This window comes from Bradyrhizobium diversitatis (assembly GCF_016031635.1).
GTDB classification, from domain to species: Bacteria; Pseudomonadota; Alphaproteobacteria; order Rhizobiales; family Xanthobacteraceae; genus Bradyrhizobium; species Bradyrhizobium diversitatis.
In genome coordinates, this window is sequence record NZ_JACEGD010000002.1 from 59,907 (window position 1) to 76,951 (window position 17,045).

The window sequence follows — 17,045 nt, forward strand, 5'->3', positions numbered from 1 at the left end:
GTCATGGAGCGCTCGGATATCCTTCGCGCAGGCGCGATGATCGTCGTGTTTGTGATTTTCCTCGCCGCGCTGCACGTCATCCATCAGCGTCCGGCTGAGCGGCCAGCATCCGACGCCCCCTCTGCCTCCACTCCCGATGACCTCTCGGCCGAGCTGCTGCGCTGCGCTGAGCTTGGACCCCAGGATGCCGAAGATCCGCACTGCCAGGCGGTTTGGAAGGAGAACCGCGCGCGCTTCTTCGGCAGGCCGGCGCGGCCACTTCTGCTGCAGGCCGCGCCGGCCACACCGCCGACGACGAGCGCTCCGCAGGGAGGGAAGCCATGAATAATGTCGGCGTTATCGACACCTTCCTCAATACTTTCACGACGTACATCGATTCAGGTTTCGGCCTGGTCAAAGGCGAGGTCACGTACCTTTCGTCGACGTTGATCGTCATCGACATCACCTTGGCCGGCCTGTTCTGGGCCTGGGGCGCAGACGAAGACATCCTCCAGCGGCTGGTGAAGAAGACGCTCTATATCGGTTTCTTTGCCTTCATCATCACCAACTTCAACAAGCTGTCAGGGATCATTTTCAATAGCTTTGCCGGCCTCGGCCTGAAGGCCGGCGGCTCATCGATCTCGCAGGCGGACTTTTTGCGACCCGGCAAGCTGGCGCAGGTCGGTCTCGATGCCGGGCAGCCGCTGCTCGATGCAGCGAGCCAGATGATGGGCTTCACCAGCTTCTTTGCGAACTTCGTCCAGATTGCCGTGCTGATGGTGTCCTGGCTGTTGGTGCTGATCGCCTTCTTCATTCTGGCGGTGCAGCTGTTCGTCACCCTGCTCGAGTTCAAGTTGACGACGCTCGCCGGTTTCATCCTCATCCCGTTCGCTCTCTTCAACAAAACCGCTTTCCTCGCTGAGAAGGTGCTGGGCAACGTCGTTGCCTCCGGCGTCAAGGTCATGGTGCTCGCCGTTATCGTCGGCATCGGCACCGGGCTCTTCTCCCAGTTCACCACCACCGATGCCGGCGGCCAGCCGACCATCGAGCAAGCGCTCTCTGTTGTGCTGGCAGCGCTCGCCATGCTCGGCCTCGGCATCTTCGGTCCCGGCATCGCGACCGGGCTTGTGTCGGGGGCGCCGCAGCTTGGCGCGGGCGCTGCCGTCGGCACCGGCCTCGCCGTCGCCGGCGCGGCGATGGCGGGCGGCGCTGCGCTTGGGCTCGCCGGAAGGGGAGCGATGGCGGCGACCTCTGGTGCTGCGGCCGCCGCACGTGGTGGTGCGGCGATGGCGGGCGGCATGTCTTCCGCTTACAGCCTCGCCTCAGCCGGGCGGTCCAGTGCTGGCGGCGTTGCGTCCGGTCTCGGCGGCGCGGGCCGCGCGGCGGCCGGCGCCGTCGCCGCTCCCGCTAGACGCGCCGCTGCGCAAGCGGCAGGGGCAATGAGGGAGAGCTTCATCTCTGGCGCCCGGGCCGGAGTCGCCAACACGGGCGGCTCCTCGACGATGGGGACCATTCAGGGCGGTCAGGCCACAAACGATGGAGCCGCATCTCAAGCGGCGGGCGAGGGCGGTCCGCCCGCCTGGGCCAAGCGCGTCAAGCGCAATCAGACGGTCATTCACGGCGCTCAGACAGCCGCGCAAGCCCTAAAATCCGGCGACAGCCATGGCGGCGGTCACTCCGTCGATCTCTCGGGAGGAGAATAACAATGTCGATCTTCCGCCGATCGTCAGTCCGCTACGGCCGCACACCCGAACCCGAAACCCCCTACCAGCGCGCAGCGCAAGTGTGGGACGAACGCATCGGCTCCGCCCGCGTGCAGGCCAAGAACTGGCGGTTGATGGCCTTCGGTTCGCTGATCCTCAGCTGTGGCCTCGCCGGCGGGCTCGTCTGGCAATCCACCCACGGCGCCGTCGTTCCCTGGGTGGTGCAGGTCGACAAGCTCGGCGAGGCGCAAGCCGTGGCGCCCGCCACCGCCGACTTTAGACCAAACGACCCGCAGATTGCCTGGTATCTCGCCCACTTCATCCAGATCGTTCGCTCGCTTCCGGCCGATCCGATCATCGTGCGGCACAACTGGCTGCAGGCTTATGATTTCACGACCACGGCGGGCGCCGCGGCGCTGAACGACTACGCCCGCGCCAATGACCCCTTCGCCAATCTCGGCAAGCAGCAGGTCGCCATCGACGTCTCCAGCGTCATCCGCGCCTCGCCCGACAGCTTCCGCATCGCCTGGGTCGAGCACCGCTATCAAGACGGGGCGCTCGCCGGCACCACACGTTGGACCGCGATCCTCACCATCGCGATTCAGCCGCCCACCGACGCCGATCGGCTGCGCAGGAATCCACTCGGCATCTACGTCAACGCTATCAACTGGTCGAAGGAACTGGGACAATGACCTCGCCGATTTTCTCAAAAGCCGGCGGTCCGGCTTCGCGTTTCCTCATCGATCGCCAAAACCGGAAAGTCGGCGATACGTCCCTCCGTAAACCCGCTTTTGCAGCTTTGCTGATGGTCACCTCGGTGCTTGGCGGCTGCGCACACAATTTCATCCCGCCCGACATCAACTACGATACCGCAGAGCCGGCGACGCTCACCGTCGATCCGCCGCCTCCCATCAAGATCGTTGAATTGCCGAAGCCCTTGCCGTTGCCCGGACAATTGAAATCGCTCGCCTCGGGCAAACGCGTCGCGGAAGCCGCCGATCCGAAGGTCCGCGTCAAGCAGGCTAACGCCGCGGCGCGGGTGCAACCGGTCCGCAACGGCTTCATCAATGCGGTACAGGTTTATCCATTTACGGGCGGAGCCCTGTACCAGGTCTATACGGCTCCCGGCCAGATCACCGATGTCGCCCTGCAGGAAGGCGAGCAACTCGTCGGCTCTGGTCCGGTCGCCGCCGGCGACACCGTGCGCTGGATCATCGGCGATACCGAGAGCGGCGCGGGCGCGACTAGGAAGATCCATATCCTCGTCAAGCCGACGCGGCCGGAACTGGTCACCAATCTCGTGATCAACACCGACCGGCGGACCTATCTCCTCGAGCTGCGCTCGACCGAGAAGACCTACATGGCCTCGGTCTCCTGGCAGTATCCCGAGGACCAACTCATTGCACTTCGGCGGCAGAACGCGGCCGCTGAAACCGCTGCCCCCATTGCGGCCGGCGTCGATCTTGCCTCGATCAACTTCCGCTACGCGATCGAGGGCGATGATCCGGCCTGGCGCCCGCTGCGCGCCTTTGACGACGGGAACAAGGTCTACATCGAGTTTCCCAGCGGCATCGTCCAGGGCGAAATGCCGCCGCTGTTCGTCATCGGCCCGGCCGGCGGTTCTGAACTCGTGAACTATCGCGTCAACCGCAATTACTATATCGTCGACCGTCTGTTCGCTGCCGCCGAATTGCGTCTTGGCGACAAGGACAGCGAGCGGCGCGTGCGCATTGTCCGCACCGATGGAAGGCCGCGCGCATGGCGATAGGGAGCGAAGACGACCGCCAAAGCGATGTCCCGCCCGCTGCGCCGCCGGACCTTCGGCTCCGAGGCGAGCGGCCCCGTGTCACACGGCTCTCGCGTAAGGTCCTGATCGGCCTCGGTGCGGTGTCTGCCCTCGCAGTCGCGGGCGCGCTCGGCTACGCGCTACAGACTGGCAACAAGCAACAGGCCGGCCAGGAGCTGCTCAGCATCCAGAACAGGCCTTCGGCCGATGGCCTCGCCAGGTTGCCAAAAGATTATACCGGTCTGCCGCGCCAGGCGCCGCCGCTCGGGCCACCGCTGCCCGGCGATCTCGGCAAGCCGGTCCTCAACGCCAGAGCTGCGCCGAATACCATGGCAGCGACGTCAGATCCGGAGACGCAGCAGAGATCACAGGAAATCGAGGCGGCGCGGGTTAGCCGCCTGTTTGCCCAAACTGCTGAGCAGCCGCAGGGGGTCGGCCAAGTCATCCCTAATGCCTCCGCTGGCACCACGACGACCCCGGCCGCGACACCGCCCGTCGATGCCGGGTCCGCACAGAACATGCAGGACCGCAAGACGGCCTTCCTCAATGCTTCAACGGATAAGCGCACGGTCAGTTCGGACCGGCTCGAAGCGAAAGTCTCTCCTTATGTCGTCCAGGCCGGCACCGTGATCCCGGCCGCGCTCATCACGGGCATTCGCTCCGATCTGCCCGGCCAAGTCACTGCTCAGATCACGGAGGCGGTCTGGGACAGCCCGTCCGGCAAATATCTTCTGATCCCGCAGGGTGCAAAGCTGATAGGTCAGTACGATAGTTCCGTCGCGTTCGGCCAGAGCCGCATCCTCCTGGTCTGGACTCGCATTATCATGCCAGACGGCAACTCGATCGTGCTGGAGCGCCAGCCCGGCGCAGACACCGGCGGTTATGCCGGCCTCGAGGACGAGGTCGACAATCATTGGGGCATGTTGTTCAAGGCTGCCGTCCTCTCAACAATGCTCAGCGTCGGAGCTGAGGCGGGCACCAGCCAGGACGAGAACAACCTTCTTCAAGCGATCCGTAGCGGCGCCTCCAACAGCATCAGCCAGACCGGTCAGCAGATCGTGCAGCGCCAGCTCAACATCCAGCCGACGCTGACCATCCGGCCGGGTTTCCCGGTGCGGGTCATCGTTACGCGGGATTTGGTGCTGGCGCCCTACTGGAGGGGAGGAACACCATGACGAAGCTCAAGCTTGGGCCGCTTGAAGACGACAAGCCGGTAAAGCTCACGATCGAACTGCCTGCGGCGGTCTTCAGGGATCTCAAAAGCTACGCCGCGATTCTGACGCGTAGCGGGGGCGCGACGACCCCGACCGAGCCTGCCAAATTGATTGCGCCGATGATCGAGCGTTTTATGGCGACCGATCGGGCCTTTGCAAAAGCACGGCGAAATGCTGCTCAGTTCGCACCTGGGGCAGCGGAAAGATCCGGATAGCGTTCACGAAGCAGGTCGAGAAACGGGCGCAGGGATGGATTGTTGTTGGCCTGTCGCCAATAAGCGCGGAAGCTCAGACGCGTCGGCCCCTCGGCATCATGCACCTCGCGGAAGACGACACCTGGATAGGCCACGCCGGTCGCACCTTCCAATGCCAGCAGAACACCCCAGCCCGCGCCGACCAAGGTGAGAAGCCGATCAAGCGCCACATCATGGCGAAGCAGTTGGCAATGATCAGAACATCCCATTTTGCTGATTAGCAGTTTGTGGAATTCCGGTCCGGGGCCGTGCTGAGGCAGCAAAAGCGTTTCGTGCCTCAGTTCGCCCCAATGAACCGCATTGCGTGCTGTCAGCGGATGGTTCTCAGGAAGAGCGACGACGACACGTTCGCTCCAGACCAACAATGATCTATTGCTCCACCTTGGATTGGGCTCGGCCACGAAGGCGACGTCAACGGCGGAATTGACCAAGTCGGAGATCAGATGGTCACTCGATCCATCGACCAGATGCGTATCGACATCGGGATAGCGTTGTCGGTGGTCGAGGAGGGTGGCCCGGAAATTGCCGGCTGAGAGCGAGGCGTGTACGCCGATGGTCAATCGACCACTCTCGCCGCGCGAATGGGTCTTGAGGCGAGCCGCCATGGCTTCGGTATCACCGACAATACGCCGAGCGGCATCGAGGAACTCTTGACCTTCGATCGTCGGTCGCGTGCCGCCGTTCGTGCGCTCGAAGAGCGTACTGCCCAATTCGTATTCGAGGCTTCGCAGACAACGACTAAGTGTTGACTGCTTGACCCTAAGTGTCTCCGCCGCTTGGCGAAGGCTTCGGTGCTGGGACGCGGTGATAGCCCAGCGCAGATCTCGAATTTCCACAGGCACGTTCGAAGCCCTACGGCGAGTTGCGATGATAGGGATGATCTCCCCTTCAGAGGCGTCCGTCGCCTGCGCGTTCGCGGTCAGCGGCTACGATAGCAGCTTCTATCACATAGCTTCGTGGTAGCGCGAATCCCTCGGTAATCGGTACTCTCATCTATGCAAGTTTGGGGTGGTCAATCATACCGTCGGAGATACCGTCGCCTCATTCCAACGCGCTTCAAGTTTCGTGCTTGGAGAGGCTTAAAGCGCAAGGTGCACTCTGCTGTGCCATCAGTCCGGCCGGACCATTTCAAACATTGTTTCTGGTGTCATCTCGAAATAATCGCCGCGGCGCCCGGCACGTGCGATCGGGCGTGCGAGAGCGGTCTCATAGACACCGTCCCTGATGAAGGCCTTGTCGATATGGACGGCCACCACCTCGCCCAGCGTCAACCAGGCATCTGCTCTTTGCTGATTGGCGTTCTTGAGATGGATGATCTCGGTCAACTTGCATTCGAATGAGGCGGGGCTTTTTGCCACGCGTGGAGCATCGATAAGCTTGCTGGGTACCGCTGCAACGCCGGCGATCGCGAATTCGTCGACCTCGCGCGCAACATGGGCCGCGGTCGCGTTCATCTGCCTCGCGAGATCCATGGTGACGAGATTCCAGCAGAACTCCTTTGTCTCCTGAACATTCGCGACGCTATCCTTCCAGTTTGTGGAGGAGAAACCAACGATCAGCGGCTTGTAGCTGAAAGCGTTGAAGAAGCTGTAGGGCGCGAGGTTGATATTTCCCTTGGAATCACGCGAAGAGATCCAGCCAATCGGCCGCGGTGCAACGATCGCGTTGAACGGATCATGCTTGAGCCCATGCCCTTTGGTGGGCTCATAAGAGTGGTAGTCCCTTTCTACTGCACGTGATGCCTTTTGATCCATCGTCTACCTGTCCTGCCAAAATTGATCGTAGCTAGGCTCGCGTCGCTCGTCGAAGGCTCGCAATCCTTCACGCCATTCGGTGGGCGGAACGTCCTCAGGCGAAGACAGCACGCGCGCCCAATCCGTCTCGCCGTGATGGGCAAGGTTATGTTTTGCGGCTGCGATCGCGCCCGGGGGCGCCGACTGCACGATGCTCAGTGCGAGGTCGATGGCACTTGAAAGGACGTCAGCCGTCAGGACTATGCGATTTGCTAGTCCCCATTCGACAGCCTGAGCTGCGCTCAACCGCCGGCGGGTCAATATCAGCTCGGCCGCACGCCTCGTGCCTACGACCCGGTGGAGGCGCGCTAGCGCGGTGTTGGGGATGACGCCGTGTCCCAATTCCGGGAGAGCGAAATAGCTCTCCGCTCCCATCACGACGAGATCGCAGGAGAGTGTCAGCTCAAATCCGCCGCCCAGGGCGCCGCCTTGGACCGCCGCTATGGTGGGCCGCTTCTCCTCAGCCAAGGCGCGAAACAGCAGGGCAGGATCGGTCGGATCGGCAACACCGCTCATCCACCCGGCCTTCAGATCGTCGATGTTGGCACCTGCGCAGAAGACCGGACCATTCGCGGCGATCACGATGGCTCGCGCCTTCTCGGCACGAGACCGCGCGATTAGATCGAGCAGCTGCGCGACAGACGCCCTCGAGAGGGCATTGCGTCGCTGCGCGTCGTTCAAGGTAAGAATGGCGATGTCGCCGTGGCGGCTGTAAAGCACCGGCATGGTCAGGCCCCCGTCGAATTAGAGCAATCGCCGAGCAAGTGCCGCCGGATTTCGTTCGGAACAGCGTATGGCTTTCCCGCCTGGAGCAGCACGCAAGAAGCAACAGCGGAGGCCACGCATGTGCCGTCGCGGAACACGCCTTGCAGGACCTCGAATGAAGCGCGACCGACGCGGGTGACCGCCGAGCCGACAGTCAGCTCCCCAGGATAGAATATCTCGGCATGGAATTCGATGTTCAGGCGTCCGACCACGACGTTCACCCCATTCATCAGGCGACCTATTGCGGGGTCCGCAAACAGATCCATGCGGCCGCCTTCCAGGAAGCTGGCGATCGCAGCATTGTTGACGTGTCGGAATTGATCCGTATCTGCGTTCCGCAGCTTCTCCCGGCTCCAGAACCGGAAGCGCTCCGGCGTCGGCCGTGGCGTTGAAGGGGCGAACGGGGCCGGATCCTTATTCATCCGACGCTCCCTCACTCGCGTGGGCGGGAATGTTCAGTGGCCTCATGCTCGATCCGGTAATAGATCTCCTCCGCCATCGGCTGACGCATTTCCTCGATGATGTGCCCGACAAGCCCGACCGCGCGGGCCGCCACAGCCAGCCCGCGGCACATCTTCCAAGGCAGCCTAAATTCCGAGGCAATCGCTGCCATCGCGCCCGTAACGTTCAGGGGGAGCGGCCGGCCATATTGCTCGCTTGCCTCCGCGCCTATGTTCTCCATCAGCTCGACGTGTCGGCCGGCAAAGCCGGTTTCGCGCGCGACCTTGAACAGTGCCGGCGTGCGCGGATCGATCGGCTTGTGGAAGGGATGGCCGACGCCCGGAATGATCTCTCGCCGGCCCCTGTGGGCGCTGACAATGTCGACCGCCAGCTGCTTCAGATCAACGGACGCCTGCGGATCGGGCAAGGCCTCCTGGAGCATCTTCGCCGCGTTATCCAGCGAGCCGACGAAGACAGAGCCGAGCCCCAGCAGTCCCGCGGCGACCGAAGCCTGCACGGCTTCCGGCGCGCCGCAGTAGGTCATGCGCGTGGCGAGCGACGAGGGCGTAATGCCATGCTCCACCAGGATCACCATCATGGCGTTGAACATGCGCGCTTCGTTCGCGTTTGGAAGACGCGCGAAGATCTCGAGGAACGCCATCTGTCCGAAATCGACGACACCGACGATCTCGGTGCAGAGGTCGAGCCCGTGGACCTTGATTTGCGTCGGGGTCGCCCAGGCGATGTCGGATTTGATCTCGTGCCGTTTCATGTCAACCTCGTCAGGTGATAGGAGCGGGACTGAGGAGTTGGGAAGCGTGCTCTCTCAGGGCTGCCTTGCGGATCTTGGTGCCGTTCGGGCCGTCGATGACCGGGAACGCATCGATCTGAACGATGCGACGCGGCACCTTGTAGTTGGCGATGCCTTCGCGGCAGTAAGCGAGCAGCTCAGTCTCGCCGAGCTGGCGGTCGGCGCGAACAAAGGCCACCGCAACGTCGCCTTCGCCCTCAAGGCGAACGCCCACGACCTGAGCAGCCGAGACGTTTGGATGCCGGCAGAGAAACGTCTCGATCTCGCTGGGATCGACCAGATAGCCACGCAGGCGCAGGCCATCGCCGATGCGCGACAGGAAGACGAAAGTATCCTCCTCCGCATACGCGAAATCGCCGGTTCGGTACCAGCCGTCGGAGGTGAACGACCGCGCGGTTGCAGCCTCGTTGTTCAGATAGCCGGGCATCACATTGTATCCGCGGATCTGCAACTCGCCGGTCGCGCCGGGCTGTACCGGCGTTCCGCTCTCCAGCTCGACGATCCGAAATGCCATCTCGCCGGACAGCAAGCGACCGCCAGGCAATGACCTAGCCTCGATTGGCTCGGAGGGCGAGCGCGCGGCCATTAGAGCAAAGCCTTCGGATGAACCATACACGCTCACCAGGCGCAGGCCCCATCTATCTTCTGCGGTCCTCATCACGCGGTCGGTCAGGCCCGCAAAATCGGCAAAACCGCCGGCGCGCAGCGTCGACAGTTTCGCCGCAGGTACGTTGAAGACGGCATCGAGGAGCCCGTCGGAGCCGAACACATGGGTCGCCTCGTGCCGCTCGATCGCCGATGCGGCTTCGGCGGCCTTGAAGACAGGAAGGAGAACGCAAGCCCCGCCGCCCGCCAGCGTCGCGATAGCCTGGACAAATCCCAGGACGCCATAGAGAGGTAATGCACAGAGCGTCTTGTCGCCGGGATGGATGTCGAACGCAGAAGCGACAATGTGGGCGTGGGTGCGGCAGCTCTGCTGGTCATGAACGGCGAGCTTCGGCGCGCCGGTCGTTCCGGACGTACTGAACGTGCACAGCAGATCCTGCGGTCGGCCAACAGCTTCAACAAGACCATCGGCACCCGCATGGAAACGAGCCGGGTCGGTGACCTCGATGACGTGTGCGAGCGTGGGGACCTCGCCCTGGATGTCGCGCACGATCTGCGCGAAGGCCACATCCAGGAAGTTGGTCGCTGCAACGACGGCTTTCGCGCGGGACAACGCGATGACATGCAGCGCTTCGGCGCGCCGGTATCTCGTGCTGATCGGAACGACGAGAATGCCCTGATGCGCGGCGCCAAACAGGAATTGCAGCCAGGTCGGGCCGTCCGGGAGCCAGAGCGCGATCACGTCGCCGCGCGTCAACCCAAGGCTGCTCAGAAAGGCTGCGGCACGGTTCGACGCCTGGGCCAGATCCCTGCGCGTAGCGACATAATCGCCCAGATAGATCGCCGGTGCTTCGGCGTAGTTATTGAGCAGCCCGAAGAAGGGGCTTGACGCTCCACTCATTGTGATCCCCTGCGTCAGTTAGAAAGAGCCTGGCGAGCGATTTGAATCCGCTGCATCTCGGACGTGCCTTCGCCCAGTCGGAAAGCGCGGGCATCCCGATAGAAGCGCTCAATGGGGAGCTCGCACATGTAGCCCATCCCGCCGAAGATCTGGAGGCAGCGGTCCACGACGCGGCATCCCATCTCGCTCGCGTACAGCTTGGCTCTCGACACCGCGATCCGTGAGGCCGGATCGTTCTGGTCGCACAGTGCGGCGGCACGATAGATCAGCGCTCGTGTCGCTTCGATCTCGACATCGTTGTCCGCGATCATGAACTGAATGGCCTGATGGCCAGCAAGCTGCGAGCCGAAGGCGCGACGTTCCTTCGCGTAATTGACCGACATGTCATGCGCGCGCTGCGCCAGTCCCAATGACCGGCAGGCAGAGAAGATTCTGTCGTGGTTGATTGAGGCCATCATGACGAGGAAGCCGTCGCCGGGCCGGCCGAGAACGTCTTCATCCGGAACGAAGCAGTCTTCGAGCGAGAAGCCATTCAAATGATAGCCGTGCCAGCCCATCTTCTTGTAGCGCGTCATGCCCACGAGGCCCGGATTGCTGCGCTTGACGATGAACGTGGTCAGGCGCCCTTTGAGGGAAGCGGAAGCATCGGTGACGGCCAGCACGATCACGTAGTCGCAGGTCTCGACGTTTGAGATGAACTGCTTCGCCCCTTCGAGACGCCAGCCGCCGTCGACCTTTACCGCCTTGGTCCGGATAGCGCTCAAATCTGAGCCGGCATCCGGTTCGGTGAGAGCGTATGTCATCGTCACGCGGCCGGAAACGAGATCGGGCAGAATGCGGCCGCGCTGCTCCTCGTTCAGATGGATTAGTGAGAGCGGAAGGAAACCGACGACCTCGGACAGCGGAACGGACGTGTGGGTGACCTCTTCCAGAATTCCGACCTGTGCCGAGACCGGAAGGCCGTAACCGCCGAGCTCGGGCGGAAGATTGAACCCGTAGATCCCGAGGTCCGAGGCCTCGCTGCGCAACTTGGCCAAGAGGTCCGGAGACACGTCATCGTCGATCTCGATCTGCTGCTCGAGAGGCTCCAGGCGGTTGCGGACGAATCCCCGCACAGTCTGGCGCAGCATCGTCATCTCATGCGAAGCGAGGTCAATCATGGAAATCTCCGAAAACGATTTCGAAAATAACCTAGACGCCGACGAACTCCTGTGTCAAGTGTTGGCGGCAAGAGGCTTGAATGAAACAGCGGATCAACATCGCAGAGCTCGCCCGGCGTTTGGGACTGGCCGTGTCAACAGTCTCGAAGGCAATCAATGACCGTGGCGATGTGAGCGACGCGACGAAACGGCGTGTGCTGGAAGCGGCGGAAAAGTTTGGCTTTTCGCCGGATCCGGCGGGAAGGCGGCTACGCACGCAAACGTCCGAGACCATCGGGTTCGTCCTGTCGCCTCCACAAACCCATTTCGCTCATCCCTTCTTCCTCGACCTGCTCATGGGGATTGACCAGGGCCTGAGTCAGACCCCGTTTCAGCTCATTATCGTTGCCGGAAGAACGCTGGAGACGGAGCTCGAGAGCTTCCGCCGGCTGGTCGAGCGGCAGCGGGTCGACGCCGTGATGTTCGGTCGCACGCGTCGCGACGATCCCCGGGTCCGCTATCTCCAGGAACGCAACGTGCCGTTTGTGGCGCTGGGCAGAAGCGAGACCGGCAAGCCTTTTCCCTTCGTGGATATCGATCGAACGGTCGCCGGACGCAACGGCACGGCACGTTTTGTAGGGTTCGGGCATCGCCGGATTGGTCTGTTGAGTACGCCGGGATATCTCATGATCAGCCACCTTTTGCAGGAGGGCTATCGCGCAGCCCTGAAGGCGGCAAAGCTGCCGTTCGATGCTGATCTTGTCGTTGAAACTAGCAATGATGAGGAGGGTGGGCTGAATGGTGCCCGGCAGCTCCTAGCAATGAGCAATCCTCCGACGGCGATTATGTGCGGTCACGACCTGATTGCGACGGGCGCCATGCAGGCGATCGCCGAAACGGGCAGACGTCCTGGCGCCGACATTCCGGTCATCGGATGCGACAACCATCCGCTTGGGCCGTATCTGAATCCGCCTCTGACCACGTTTTCTGCGCCGACGTTTGAGGCGGGACGCCGGATGGTCGAACTGCTTCTTGCCCTCATGGACGGCCGTTCGCCCAAGGAGCTGCAGGAGATCTGGTCGCCCGAACTGATCCTCCGCTCGTCCCACGGCGGCCAATTGGTCGCAGCCAACGAAGTCTGAAAGGGGAAATCTCGCGCTTGACAAGCCGGGGCGGCGCGCCCTAGGTTTCGAAATCGTTTTCGTAAACCGGGAGTATGCGATGGGACGCCTTCGGAAGGTCGCAGTTCTTGCATTTTCGTTGCTCGTGGCTTTTGCAGGGCAGGCGTCCGCCCAGGATTTGCGTATTGGAGCGATCTTTCCCCTGAGCGGCGCCAACGCCGATTACGGCGATCTCTATATGGGGGCGACCGAGCTTGCGGTTTCCCACCTCAACGACGCGAAGGTCCTCGGCGGCAAGCTGTCGATCGCCTATGAGGACAGTCAGGCGCTCCCCCAGCAGGGGGTGATCGCGATGAACAAATTGGTGAACGTTGAGAAGGTCGCTTATGTCCTTTCGGCATTCACCGGGGTGTCCAAGGCAATCTCGACGACGGCGGCGCGAAGCCATACGGTTGCCGTCAATGGCGGCGGGGTCGGTCCCGATCTTGCCGAACTCGGCGAGTATTTCTGGAACGTGATCCCGCTCGCCAATTTCGAGGTGCGAGCGATGGCTCCCTATCTCGTTCAGAAGCGGGGCTTGAAGCGGTTTGTCCTCGTTTATGTGGATGATCCGCTCGGTCAATCGATCAAGCGTGAGCTTGAATCTTCGTTGGCTCCACTCGGTGGAGCGCTCGCCGAGGCGCTGTCCGTGCCGTCGAATGCTCAGCAGTTCAGCGGCATCGCGGCGCGGGTGCGCGACGCGAAACCGGATGTCGTCTACATCGCGTCTTTCGGCGCGCAGCAATCGCAGATCGTCAAGCAGTTGCGTGACAATGGAGTTACGCAGCAACTCGCCAGCTACTCGGGCTTCGCGATTCCCGCCATCGCCAGCCTTCCCGAGGCGAAGGGGGCGCTCTTCACGACGCAGAGGATCGACTGGAATTCTGGTGATCCGGTGACCAAGCGGTTCACGCGGGAATACCAGACCAGGACTAACAGGGCGCCAACCGCCTACGCCGCAAACTACTACAATGCCGTGCTCCTGTTCGGGGCCTTGGCGTCAGCCCTGCAGAAGGCCGGCCTACCGGTCACGGGTGAGAACCTGCTGGCGAAACGTCGGGAGATCGGAACATTTGATCTGGTCGGCGGGCGCGTGACCTTCGAGAAGGACGGCACGATCCGATCCGCGATGCAGATCAACGAAGTGGACGGCGAACCGGCTGTCGTTGAGATCGTTGCGACCCCCTAGCTTCTGACGCGCGAGGACCAATGCTGCTTCTCCAGCTTATCATCAACGGAATCCAGGTCGGCGCGCTCTACGGCCTGACTGCAGTCGGCTTCTCGCTCATCTTCGGGGCCACGAAGATATTTCACTTCGCTCACGGCGCGAGCTTCGCGATCAGCGCGTACATATTCTATTATCTATATGCGGTTCTTCTCGTCTGGTGGCCGATCTCGATCCTTGCCTCGTGCTTCGTGGTCGTAGCGTTTGGCGTCGCGCTGGACCGCTACGTGTATGGACCGATTCAGAGTACCGACGGATCGTTCTTTACGATCTTCGTCGGCTCTTTCGGCGTCGCCGTGGTCGTTCAGAACCTGATTGGGACCGTCTTCGGGCGCGGCTTCATTTCGGTGCCCTCGGCACTGAGCAAGAGCGTCGAGCTTGCGCCCGGACTCTACGTGGCTCCTGCGGCGGGGATTGCCGTTGTCACGGCGGTGGCGTGTTTTGTCGGGCTCCAGCTATTTCTCGGCAGGACGAACATCGGGATCGCACTTCGCGCTCTCTCCGAGAGTTCCGCACTCGTGAGGACCTTTGGGTTGAATCCGAAGGCCATATCCACATGTGCATTTGCGCTCGGCTCCTTGCTCGTCGTTCCCGCCGCGGTGCTCACCAGCATGACCTCGGGGCTGAACGCGGCGATCGGCGGCCGCGTCATGCTTATCAGTGTCGCTGCCACCATTGTCGGCGGCGTCGGTAGTCTGCGCGGTGCTGCCTGCGCGGGACTGTTGCTGGGCATTGCAGAGAATCTGGCGTTGTGGAGGTTCGATCCGCAATGGAGCGAGGCGGTTATGTTTCTCATCCTGTTCGCGTTCATTGTGCTGCGGCCATCAGGCTTTTTCGGCCGCGTCGCCACTAGCTGAGGAATCGGTATCGTGATCGCCTATCTCGTAAACCTCGCCACGCTGGTCTGCATCAACGCCATTCTGGCGGTAACCTTGAACTTCATCATGGGATATGCAGGAATTTTCTCGCTCGCCCATGCCGTGTTCTTCGGCGTCGGCGCATATGTCGCGGCATTCATTGCCCTGCAGTGGACGGATTCGCTGCTGCTTCAGTTGCCGGCCGCGATGCTCGTAGCCGGATTGATTTCGGTGGCTCTGGCCTTGCCTGCCTTGAGAGTGCGAGGCGATTACTTCGTGGCGGCCTCGCTCGGTTTTCAGGTCCTGGCCGCAACGGTGTTTTCGGAGTGGAAATCGGTCACGGGCGGCATAGGCGGGCTTGTCGGTATCCCGCCGGCAAGCATAGGCGGACACGCGTTCACCGATCCCGTCGAATTCCTCGCCTTGGCCGGCGTAACGCTGGTCCTAGTGGTCGTTCTCACCGCGACAATCGTTCGCTCCAGTTTTGGTCGTAGCCTGAAAGCCATCAGAGACAGCGAGTCGGCCGCTCTGGCATTCGGGAAAAATGTCGCGCTGATCAAGACGCTCTCAGTGTTCTACTCGACCGCGATTTGTGCCGTCGCCGGCGTCCTCTATGCTGACTACCTCAGCTTCATAAACGTGGAGAGCTTCACGATCGATGCCTCGACGCTTTTCATGGCCATGGTCATCGTTGGCGGCATCGGAACGGTATGGGGGCCGGTTGTAGGGGCGGTTCTTCTAACGTTATTGCCGGCCGCCTTGACCTATCTGCCATTCCTTCCGCGCACCGAAATCGGATCCGTGCAGCAGATGATCTACGGGCTCGCGATGGTCCTGTTGATGATCTTCAAGCCGGACGGCCTGATGGGAATTAAGCGAGGGGAGGCGTGACGTGCTGCAAGCTTTGAAACTGCCGGTCCAGCCCATGACCGAGCCAATGACTCTCCTGGAGATCGCCAATCTTACGAAGAGCTTTGGCGGCGTGAAGGCCGTGGAGGACGTGTCGCTCCACCTGCGCGAGGGGATTATCACCACACTGGTTGGTCCGAACGGAGCGGGGAAGACAACACTTTTCAATCTTATCACGGGCCATCTCCGGCCAACCGGGGGCGACATCCGCTGGCAGGGACAATCGATCGTCGGCACCTCTCCGTGGAAGATAGCACGTCTCGGCGTTGCCCGGACCTTCCAGGATCTGCGTCTCTTCTCCCACATGACGGTCTTCGAGAACGTCCTTACGGTTATGGAGAAGAGCGCTTGGTTTTGGCAGTCCGAGGCGGGAAGCGTCTCGGAGCGACACCGGCGCGTGCACGAGATACTCGATGCCACCAGGCTGCTGCACAAGGCCGATGTGCGCGCGAACGATCTGGCCTACGCAGAGCGCAAGTTTTTGAGCATGGCTCGCATCATGGCCACTAACGCGAAGATGTGGCTTCTCGACGAGCCGGCGTCGGGGCTCGATCCGAGGTCTTACGACCGCTTCGTGGCGCTATTGCGCAGTGAAGTTCGTCGCGGCATCACGATCTGCATCATCGAGCACAACCTCGAGATCGTCGTCAGCATCTCCGACAGGATCAGCTTCCTCGATCAGGGCCGTCTCCTGGCCGACGGCGAGCCCGAGGAGATCCTCGGGAATCCAGAGTTGTCATCCATCTATTTCGGCGAACGCTCATGACCAATGCTCTCATCAGCGTTGACAATCTTCGGGTTGGCTATGGCGGCCGCGTCGTTCTCGACAATGTCAGCCTGGACATCCGCAGGAACGAGGTGCTCTGCCTCGTCGGTCACAACGGTGCCGGCAAGTCGACCCTGTTGAACTCGCTGTTCGGGTTGGTCTCACGCCAGGGCGGCGAGATATCGATCGACGGCCAGCGCCTGAACCATCCGGAACCGAAGAAGATGGCTGCCCTGGGGATCGGCCTTGTGCCCGAAGACCGCGGCATCTTTCCGGGCCTTACGGTCGACGAGATCTTCCGGCTTGCGATGTGGGCGACCGACGTGCCGCAGCGAGAGCAGTCTGAGCGGATCGAGTGGGTGATGTCGATCCTGCCCCGCATCAAGACGTTCTATGACCGCCGCGCGGGCACCCTTTCGGGGGGGCAGCAACAGATGGTCAGCATCGCGCGCGCTTTGCTGAGCCGTCCCCGCTGTCTCCTGATGGACGAGCCGTCGATCGGATTGGCACCGAAGCTGTTCCAGGATCTGCTGCAGCCGATCCGCCAGCTTCAGCAGCAACTCGCACTGTCAATCCTGCTGGTAGAGCAGAACGTGAAGGAAGCGTTCAAGGTATCGGATCGCGTTCTGGTGATGCGATCCGGCGCGATCATCCACGAAACCTCTCCCGACGAATTGGCGGACAACAAAGTCCTCATGCAGTTCTACTGAACTGACGGCCAGACAAGGAAGGCAGC

19 protein-coding genes are annotated in these 17,045 nt (G+C 62.0%); 12 read left to right on the forward strand and 7 right to left on the reverse strand.

All coding sequences use genetic code 11. The annotated features are described in order from the left end of the window. Positions 1–3: 3 nt before the first annotated feature. From trbK-alt to H1B27_RS01785, 6 genes are read left to right on the forward strand one after another with little or no spacing between them, the layout of a single operon-like run. Positions 4–324, forward strand: a complete 321-nt coding sequence (gene trbK-alt, locus H1B27_RS01760) for a putative entry exclusion protein TrbK-alt (RefSeq protein ID WP_197964769.1) — start codon at positions 4–6, stop codon at positions 322–324. Further along, positions 321–1,682 (forward strand): P-type conjugative transfer protein TrbL, encoded by a 1,362-nt coding sequence (gene trbL, locus H1B27_RS01765; RefSeq protein WP_197964770.1) that lies wholly within the window; start codon positions 321–323, stop codon positions 1,680–1,682. The genes trbK-alt and trbL overlap by 4 nt, the downstream gene beginning before the upstream one ends. 2 nt (positions 1,683–1,684) lie before the next feature. Then, positions 1,685–2,374 carry a conjugal transfer protein TrbF gene (trbF, locus tag H1B27_RS01770; protein ID WP_210343183.1) on the forward strand — a complete coding sequence of 230 codons (690 nt, stop codon included), beginning with the start codon at positions 1,685–1,687 and terminating at the stop codon, positions 2,372–2,374. Next, on the forward strand, positions 2,371–3,450 hold the full coding sequence (trbG, locus tag H1B27_RS01775) for a P-type conjugative transfer protein TrbG (RefSeq protein WP_197964771.1): 1,080 nt from the start codon (positions 2,371–2,373) through the stop codon (positions 3,448–3,450). The genes trbF and trbG overlap by 4 nt, the downstream gene beginning before the upstream one ends. Continuing rightward, entirely contained in the window at positions 3,441–4,643 is a 1,203-nt protein-coding gene (locus tag H1B27_RS01780) for a TraB/TrbI/VirB10 family type IV secretion system protein (RefSeq protein WP_197964772.1), read from the forward strand. The genes trbG and H1B27_RS01780 overlap by 10 nt, the downstream gene beginning before the upstream one ends. Beyond that, entirely contained in the window at positions 4,640–4,897 is a 258-nt protein-coding gene (locus H1B27_RS01785) for a DUF2274 domain-containing protein (RefSeq protein WP_197964773.1), read from the forward strand. The genes H1B27_RS01780 and H1B27_RS01785 overlap by 4 nt, the downstream gene beginning before the upstream one ends. Here the strand turns inward: H1B27_RS01785 and H1B27_RS01790 are convergent. The 7 genes from H1B27_RS01790 to H1B27_RS01820 all read right to left on the reverse strand — a co-directional run bounded on the left by H1B27_RS01790 (position 4,861) and on the right by H1B27_RS01820 (position 11,413). Continuing rightward, positions 4,861–5,778 carry a LysR family transcriptional regulator gene (locus H1B27_RS01790; RefSeq protein WP_197964774.1) on the reverse strand — a complete coding sequence of 306 codons (918 nt, stop codon included), beginning with the start codon at positions 5,776–5,778 and terminating at the stop codon, positions 4,861–4,863. The two genes, H1B27_RS01785 and H1B27_RS01790, sit on opposite strands and share 37 nt — an antisense overlap. 267 nt (positions 5,779–6,045) lie before the next feature. After that, positions 6,046–6,690, reverse strand: coding sequence for a flavin reductase family protein (locus H1B27_RS01795; RefSeq protein ID WP_197964775.1), 645 nt, complete (start codon positions 6,688–6,690; stop codon positions 6,046–6,048). Between the two features lie 3 nt (positions 6,691–6,693). Further along, entirely contained in the window at positions 6,694–7,455 is a 762-nt protein-coding gene (locus tag H1B27_RS01800) for an enoyl-CoA hydratase/isomerase family protein (protein WP_197964776.1), read from the reverse strand. A 2-nt stretch (positions 7,456–7,457) separates the two neighbouring features. Continuing rightward, positions 7,458–7,916 (reverse strand): acyl-CoA thioesterase, encoded by a 459-nt coding sequence (locus H1B27_RS01805; protein ID WP_197964777.1) that lies wholly within the window; start codon positions 7,914–7,916, stop codon positions 7,458–7,460. 11 nt (positions 7,917–7,927) lie between these two features. Continuing rightward, entirely contained in the window at positions 7,928–8,707 is a 780-nt protein-coding gene (locus H1B27_RS01810; RefSeq protein WP_197964778.1) for a citryl-CoA lyase, read from the reverse strand. Between the two features lie 10 nt (positions 8,708–8,717). Continuing rightward, positions 8,718–10,253 (reverse strand): AMP-binding protein, encoded by a 1,536-nt coding sequence (locus H1B27_RS01815; protein ID WP_197964779.1) that lies wholly within the window; start codon positions 10,251–10,253, stop codon positions 8,718–8,720. 14 nt (positions 10,254–10,267) lie between these two features. Further along, positions 10,268–11,413, reverse strand: a complete 1,146-nt coding sequence (locus H1B27_RS01820; RefSeq protein ID WP_197964780.1) for an acyl-CoA dehydrogenase family protein — start codon at positions 11,411–11,413, stop codon at positions 10,268–10,270. 80 nt (positions 11,414–11,493) lie between these two features. Between H1B27_RS01820 and H1B27_RS01825 the strand changes: the two genes are divergently transcribed. The 6 genes from H1B27_RS01825 to H1B27_RS01850 all read left to right on the forward strand — a co-directional run bounded on the left by H1B27_RS01825 (position 11,494) and on the right by H1B27_RS01850 (position 17,019). After that, the gene (locus H1B27_RS01825) at positions 11,494–12,534 is read left to right on the forward strand and encodes a substrate-binding domain-containing protein (RefSeq protein ID WP_197964781.1); all 1,041 of its coding nucleotides are present in this window, start codon (positions 11,494–11,496) and stop codon (positions 12,532–12,534) included. Positions 12,535–12,613: 79 nt separating this feature from the next. Beyond that, on the forward strand, positions 12,614–13,741 hold the full coding sequence (locus H1B27_RS01830) for an ABC transporter substrate-binding protein (RefSeq protein ID WP_197964782.1): 1,128 nt from the start codon (positions 12,614–12,616) through the stop codon (positions 13,739–13,741). Positions 13,742–13,761: 20 nt separating this feature from the next. Next, positions 13,762–14,634 carry a branched-chain amino acid ABC transporter permease gene (locus H1B27_RS01835; RefSeq protein WP_197964783.1) on the forward strand — a complete coding sequence of 291 codons (873 nt, stop codon included), beginning with the start codon at positions 13,762–13,764 and terminating at the stop codon, positions 14,632–14,634. Positions 14,635–14,646: 12 nt separating this feature from the next. Further along, positions 14,647–15,525 carry a branched-chain amino acid ABC transporter permease gene (locus H1B27_RS01840; RefSeq protein WP_197964784.1) on the forward strand — a complete coding sequence of 293 codons (879 nt, stop codon included), beginning with the start codon at positions 14,647–14,649 and terminating at the stop codon, positions 15,523–15,525. Between the two features lies 1 nt (position 15,526). Further along, positions 15,527–16,309 carry an ABC transporter ATP-binding protein gene (locus H1B27_RS01845; protein WP_311976920.1) on the forward strand — a complete coding sequence of 261 codons (783 nt, stop codon included), beginning with the start codon at positions 15,527–15,529 and terminating at the stop codon, positions 16,307–16,309. Further along, complete coding sequence (locus tag H1B27_RS01850) at positions 16,306–17,019, forward strand: ABC transporter ATP-binding protein (RefSeq protein ID WP_197964785.1); 714 nt, start codon at positions 16,306–16,308, stop codon at positions 17,017–17,019. Before H1B27_RS01845 ends, H1B27_RS01850 begins: the two co-directional genes overlap by 4 nt. The last annotated feature ends 26 nt before the right edge of the window (positions 17,020–17,045 follow it).

Excerpts from the sequence above, each read along its gene's own strand:
- H1B27_RS01785 (WP_197964773.1), top strand. The coding sequence starts at position 4,640 with ATGACGAAGCTCAAGCTTGGGCCGCTTGAAGACGACAAGCCGGTAAAG.
- trbK-alt (WP_197964769.1), top strand. The coding sequence starts at position 4 with ATGGAGCGCTCGGATATCCTTCGCGCAGGCGCGATGATCGTCGTGTTT.
- H1B27_RS01805 (WP_197964777.1), bottom strand. The coding sequence starts at position 7,916 with ATGAATAAGGATCCGGCCCCGTTCGCCCCTTCAACGCCACGGCCGACG.
- trbG (WP_197964771.1), top strand. The coding sequence starts at position 2,371 with ATGACCTCGCCGATTTTCTCAAAAGCCGGCGGTCCGGCTTCGCGTTTC.
- H1B27_RS01815 (WP_197964779.1), bottom strand. The coding sequence starts at position 10,253 with ATGAGTGGAGCGTCAAGCCCCTTCTTCGGGCTGCTCAATAACTACGCC.
- H1B27_RS01830 (WP_197964782.1), top strand. The coding sequence starts at position 12,614 with ATGGGACGCCTTCGGAAGGTCGCAGTTCTTGCATTTTCGTTGCTCGTG.
- H1B27_RS01795 (WP_197964775.1), bottom strand. The coding sequence starts at position 6,690 with ATGGATCAAAAGGCATCACGTGCAGTAGAAAGGGACTACCACTCTTAT.
- trbF (WP_210343183.1), top strand. The coding sequence starts at position 1,685 with ATGTCGATCTTCCGCCGATCGTCAGTCCGCTACGGCCGCACACCCGAA.
- trbL (WP_197964770.1), top strand. The coding sequence starts at position 321 with ATGAATAATGTCGGCGTTATCGACACCTTCCTCAATACTTTCACGACG.
- H1B27_RS01825 (WP_197964781.1), top strand. The coding sequence starts at position 11,494 with ATGAAACAGCGGATCAACATCGCAGAGCTCGCCCGGCGTTTGGGACTG.
- H1B27_RS01820 (WP_197964780.1), bottom strand. The coding sequence starts at position 11,413 with ATGATTGACCTCGCTTCGCATGAGATGACGATGCTGCGCCAGACTGTG.
- H1B27_RS01810 (WP_197964778.1), bottom strand. The coding sequence starts at position 8,707 with ATGAAACGGCACGAGATCAAATCCGACATCGCCTGGGCGACCCCGACG.
- H1B27_RS01835 (WP_197964783.1), top strand. The coding sequence starts at position 13,762 with ATGCTGCTTCTCCAGCTTATCATCAACGGAATCCAGGTCGGCGCGCTC.
- H1B27_RS01780 (WP_197964772.1), top strand. The coding sequence starts at position 3,441 with ATGGCGATAGGGAGCGAAGACGACCGCCAAAGCGATGTCCCGCCCGCT.
- H1B27_RS01850 (WP_197964785.1), top strand. The coding sequence starts at position 16,306 with ATGACCAATGCTCTCATCAGCGTTGACAATCTTCGGGTTGGCTATGGC.
- H1B27_RS01800 (WP_197964776.1), bottom strand. The coding sequence starts at position 7,455 with ATGCCGGTGCTTTACAGCCGCCACGGCGACATCGCCATTCTTACCTTG.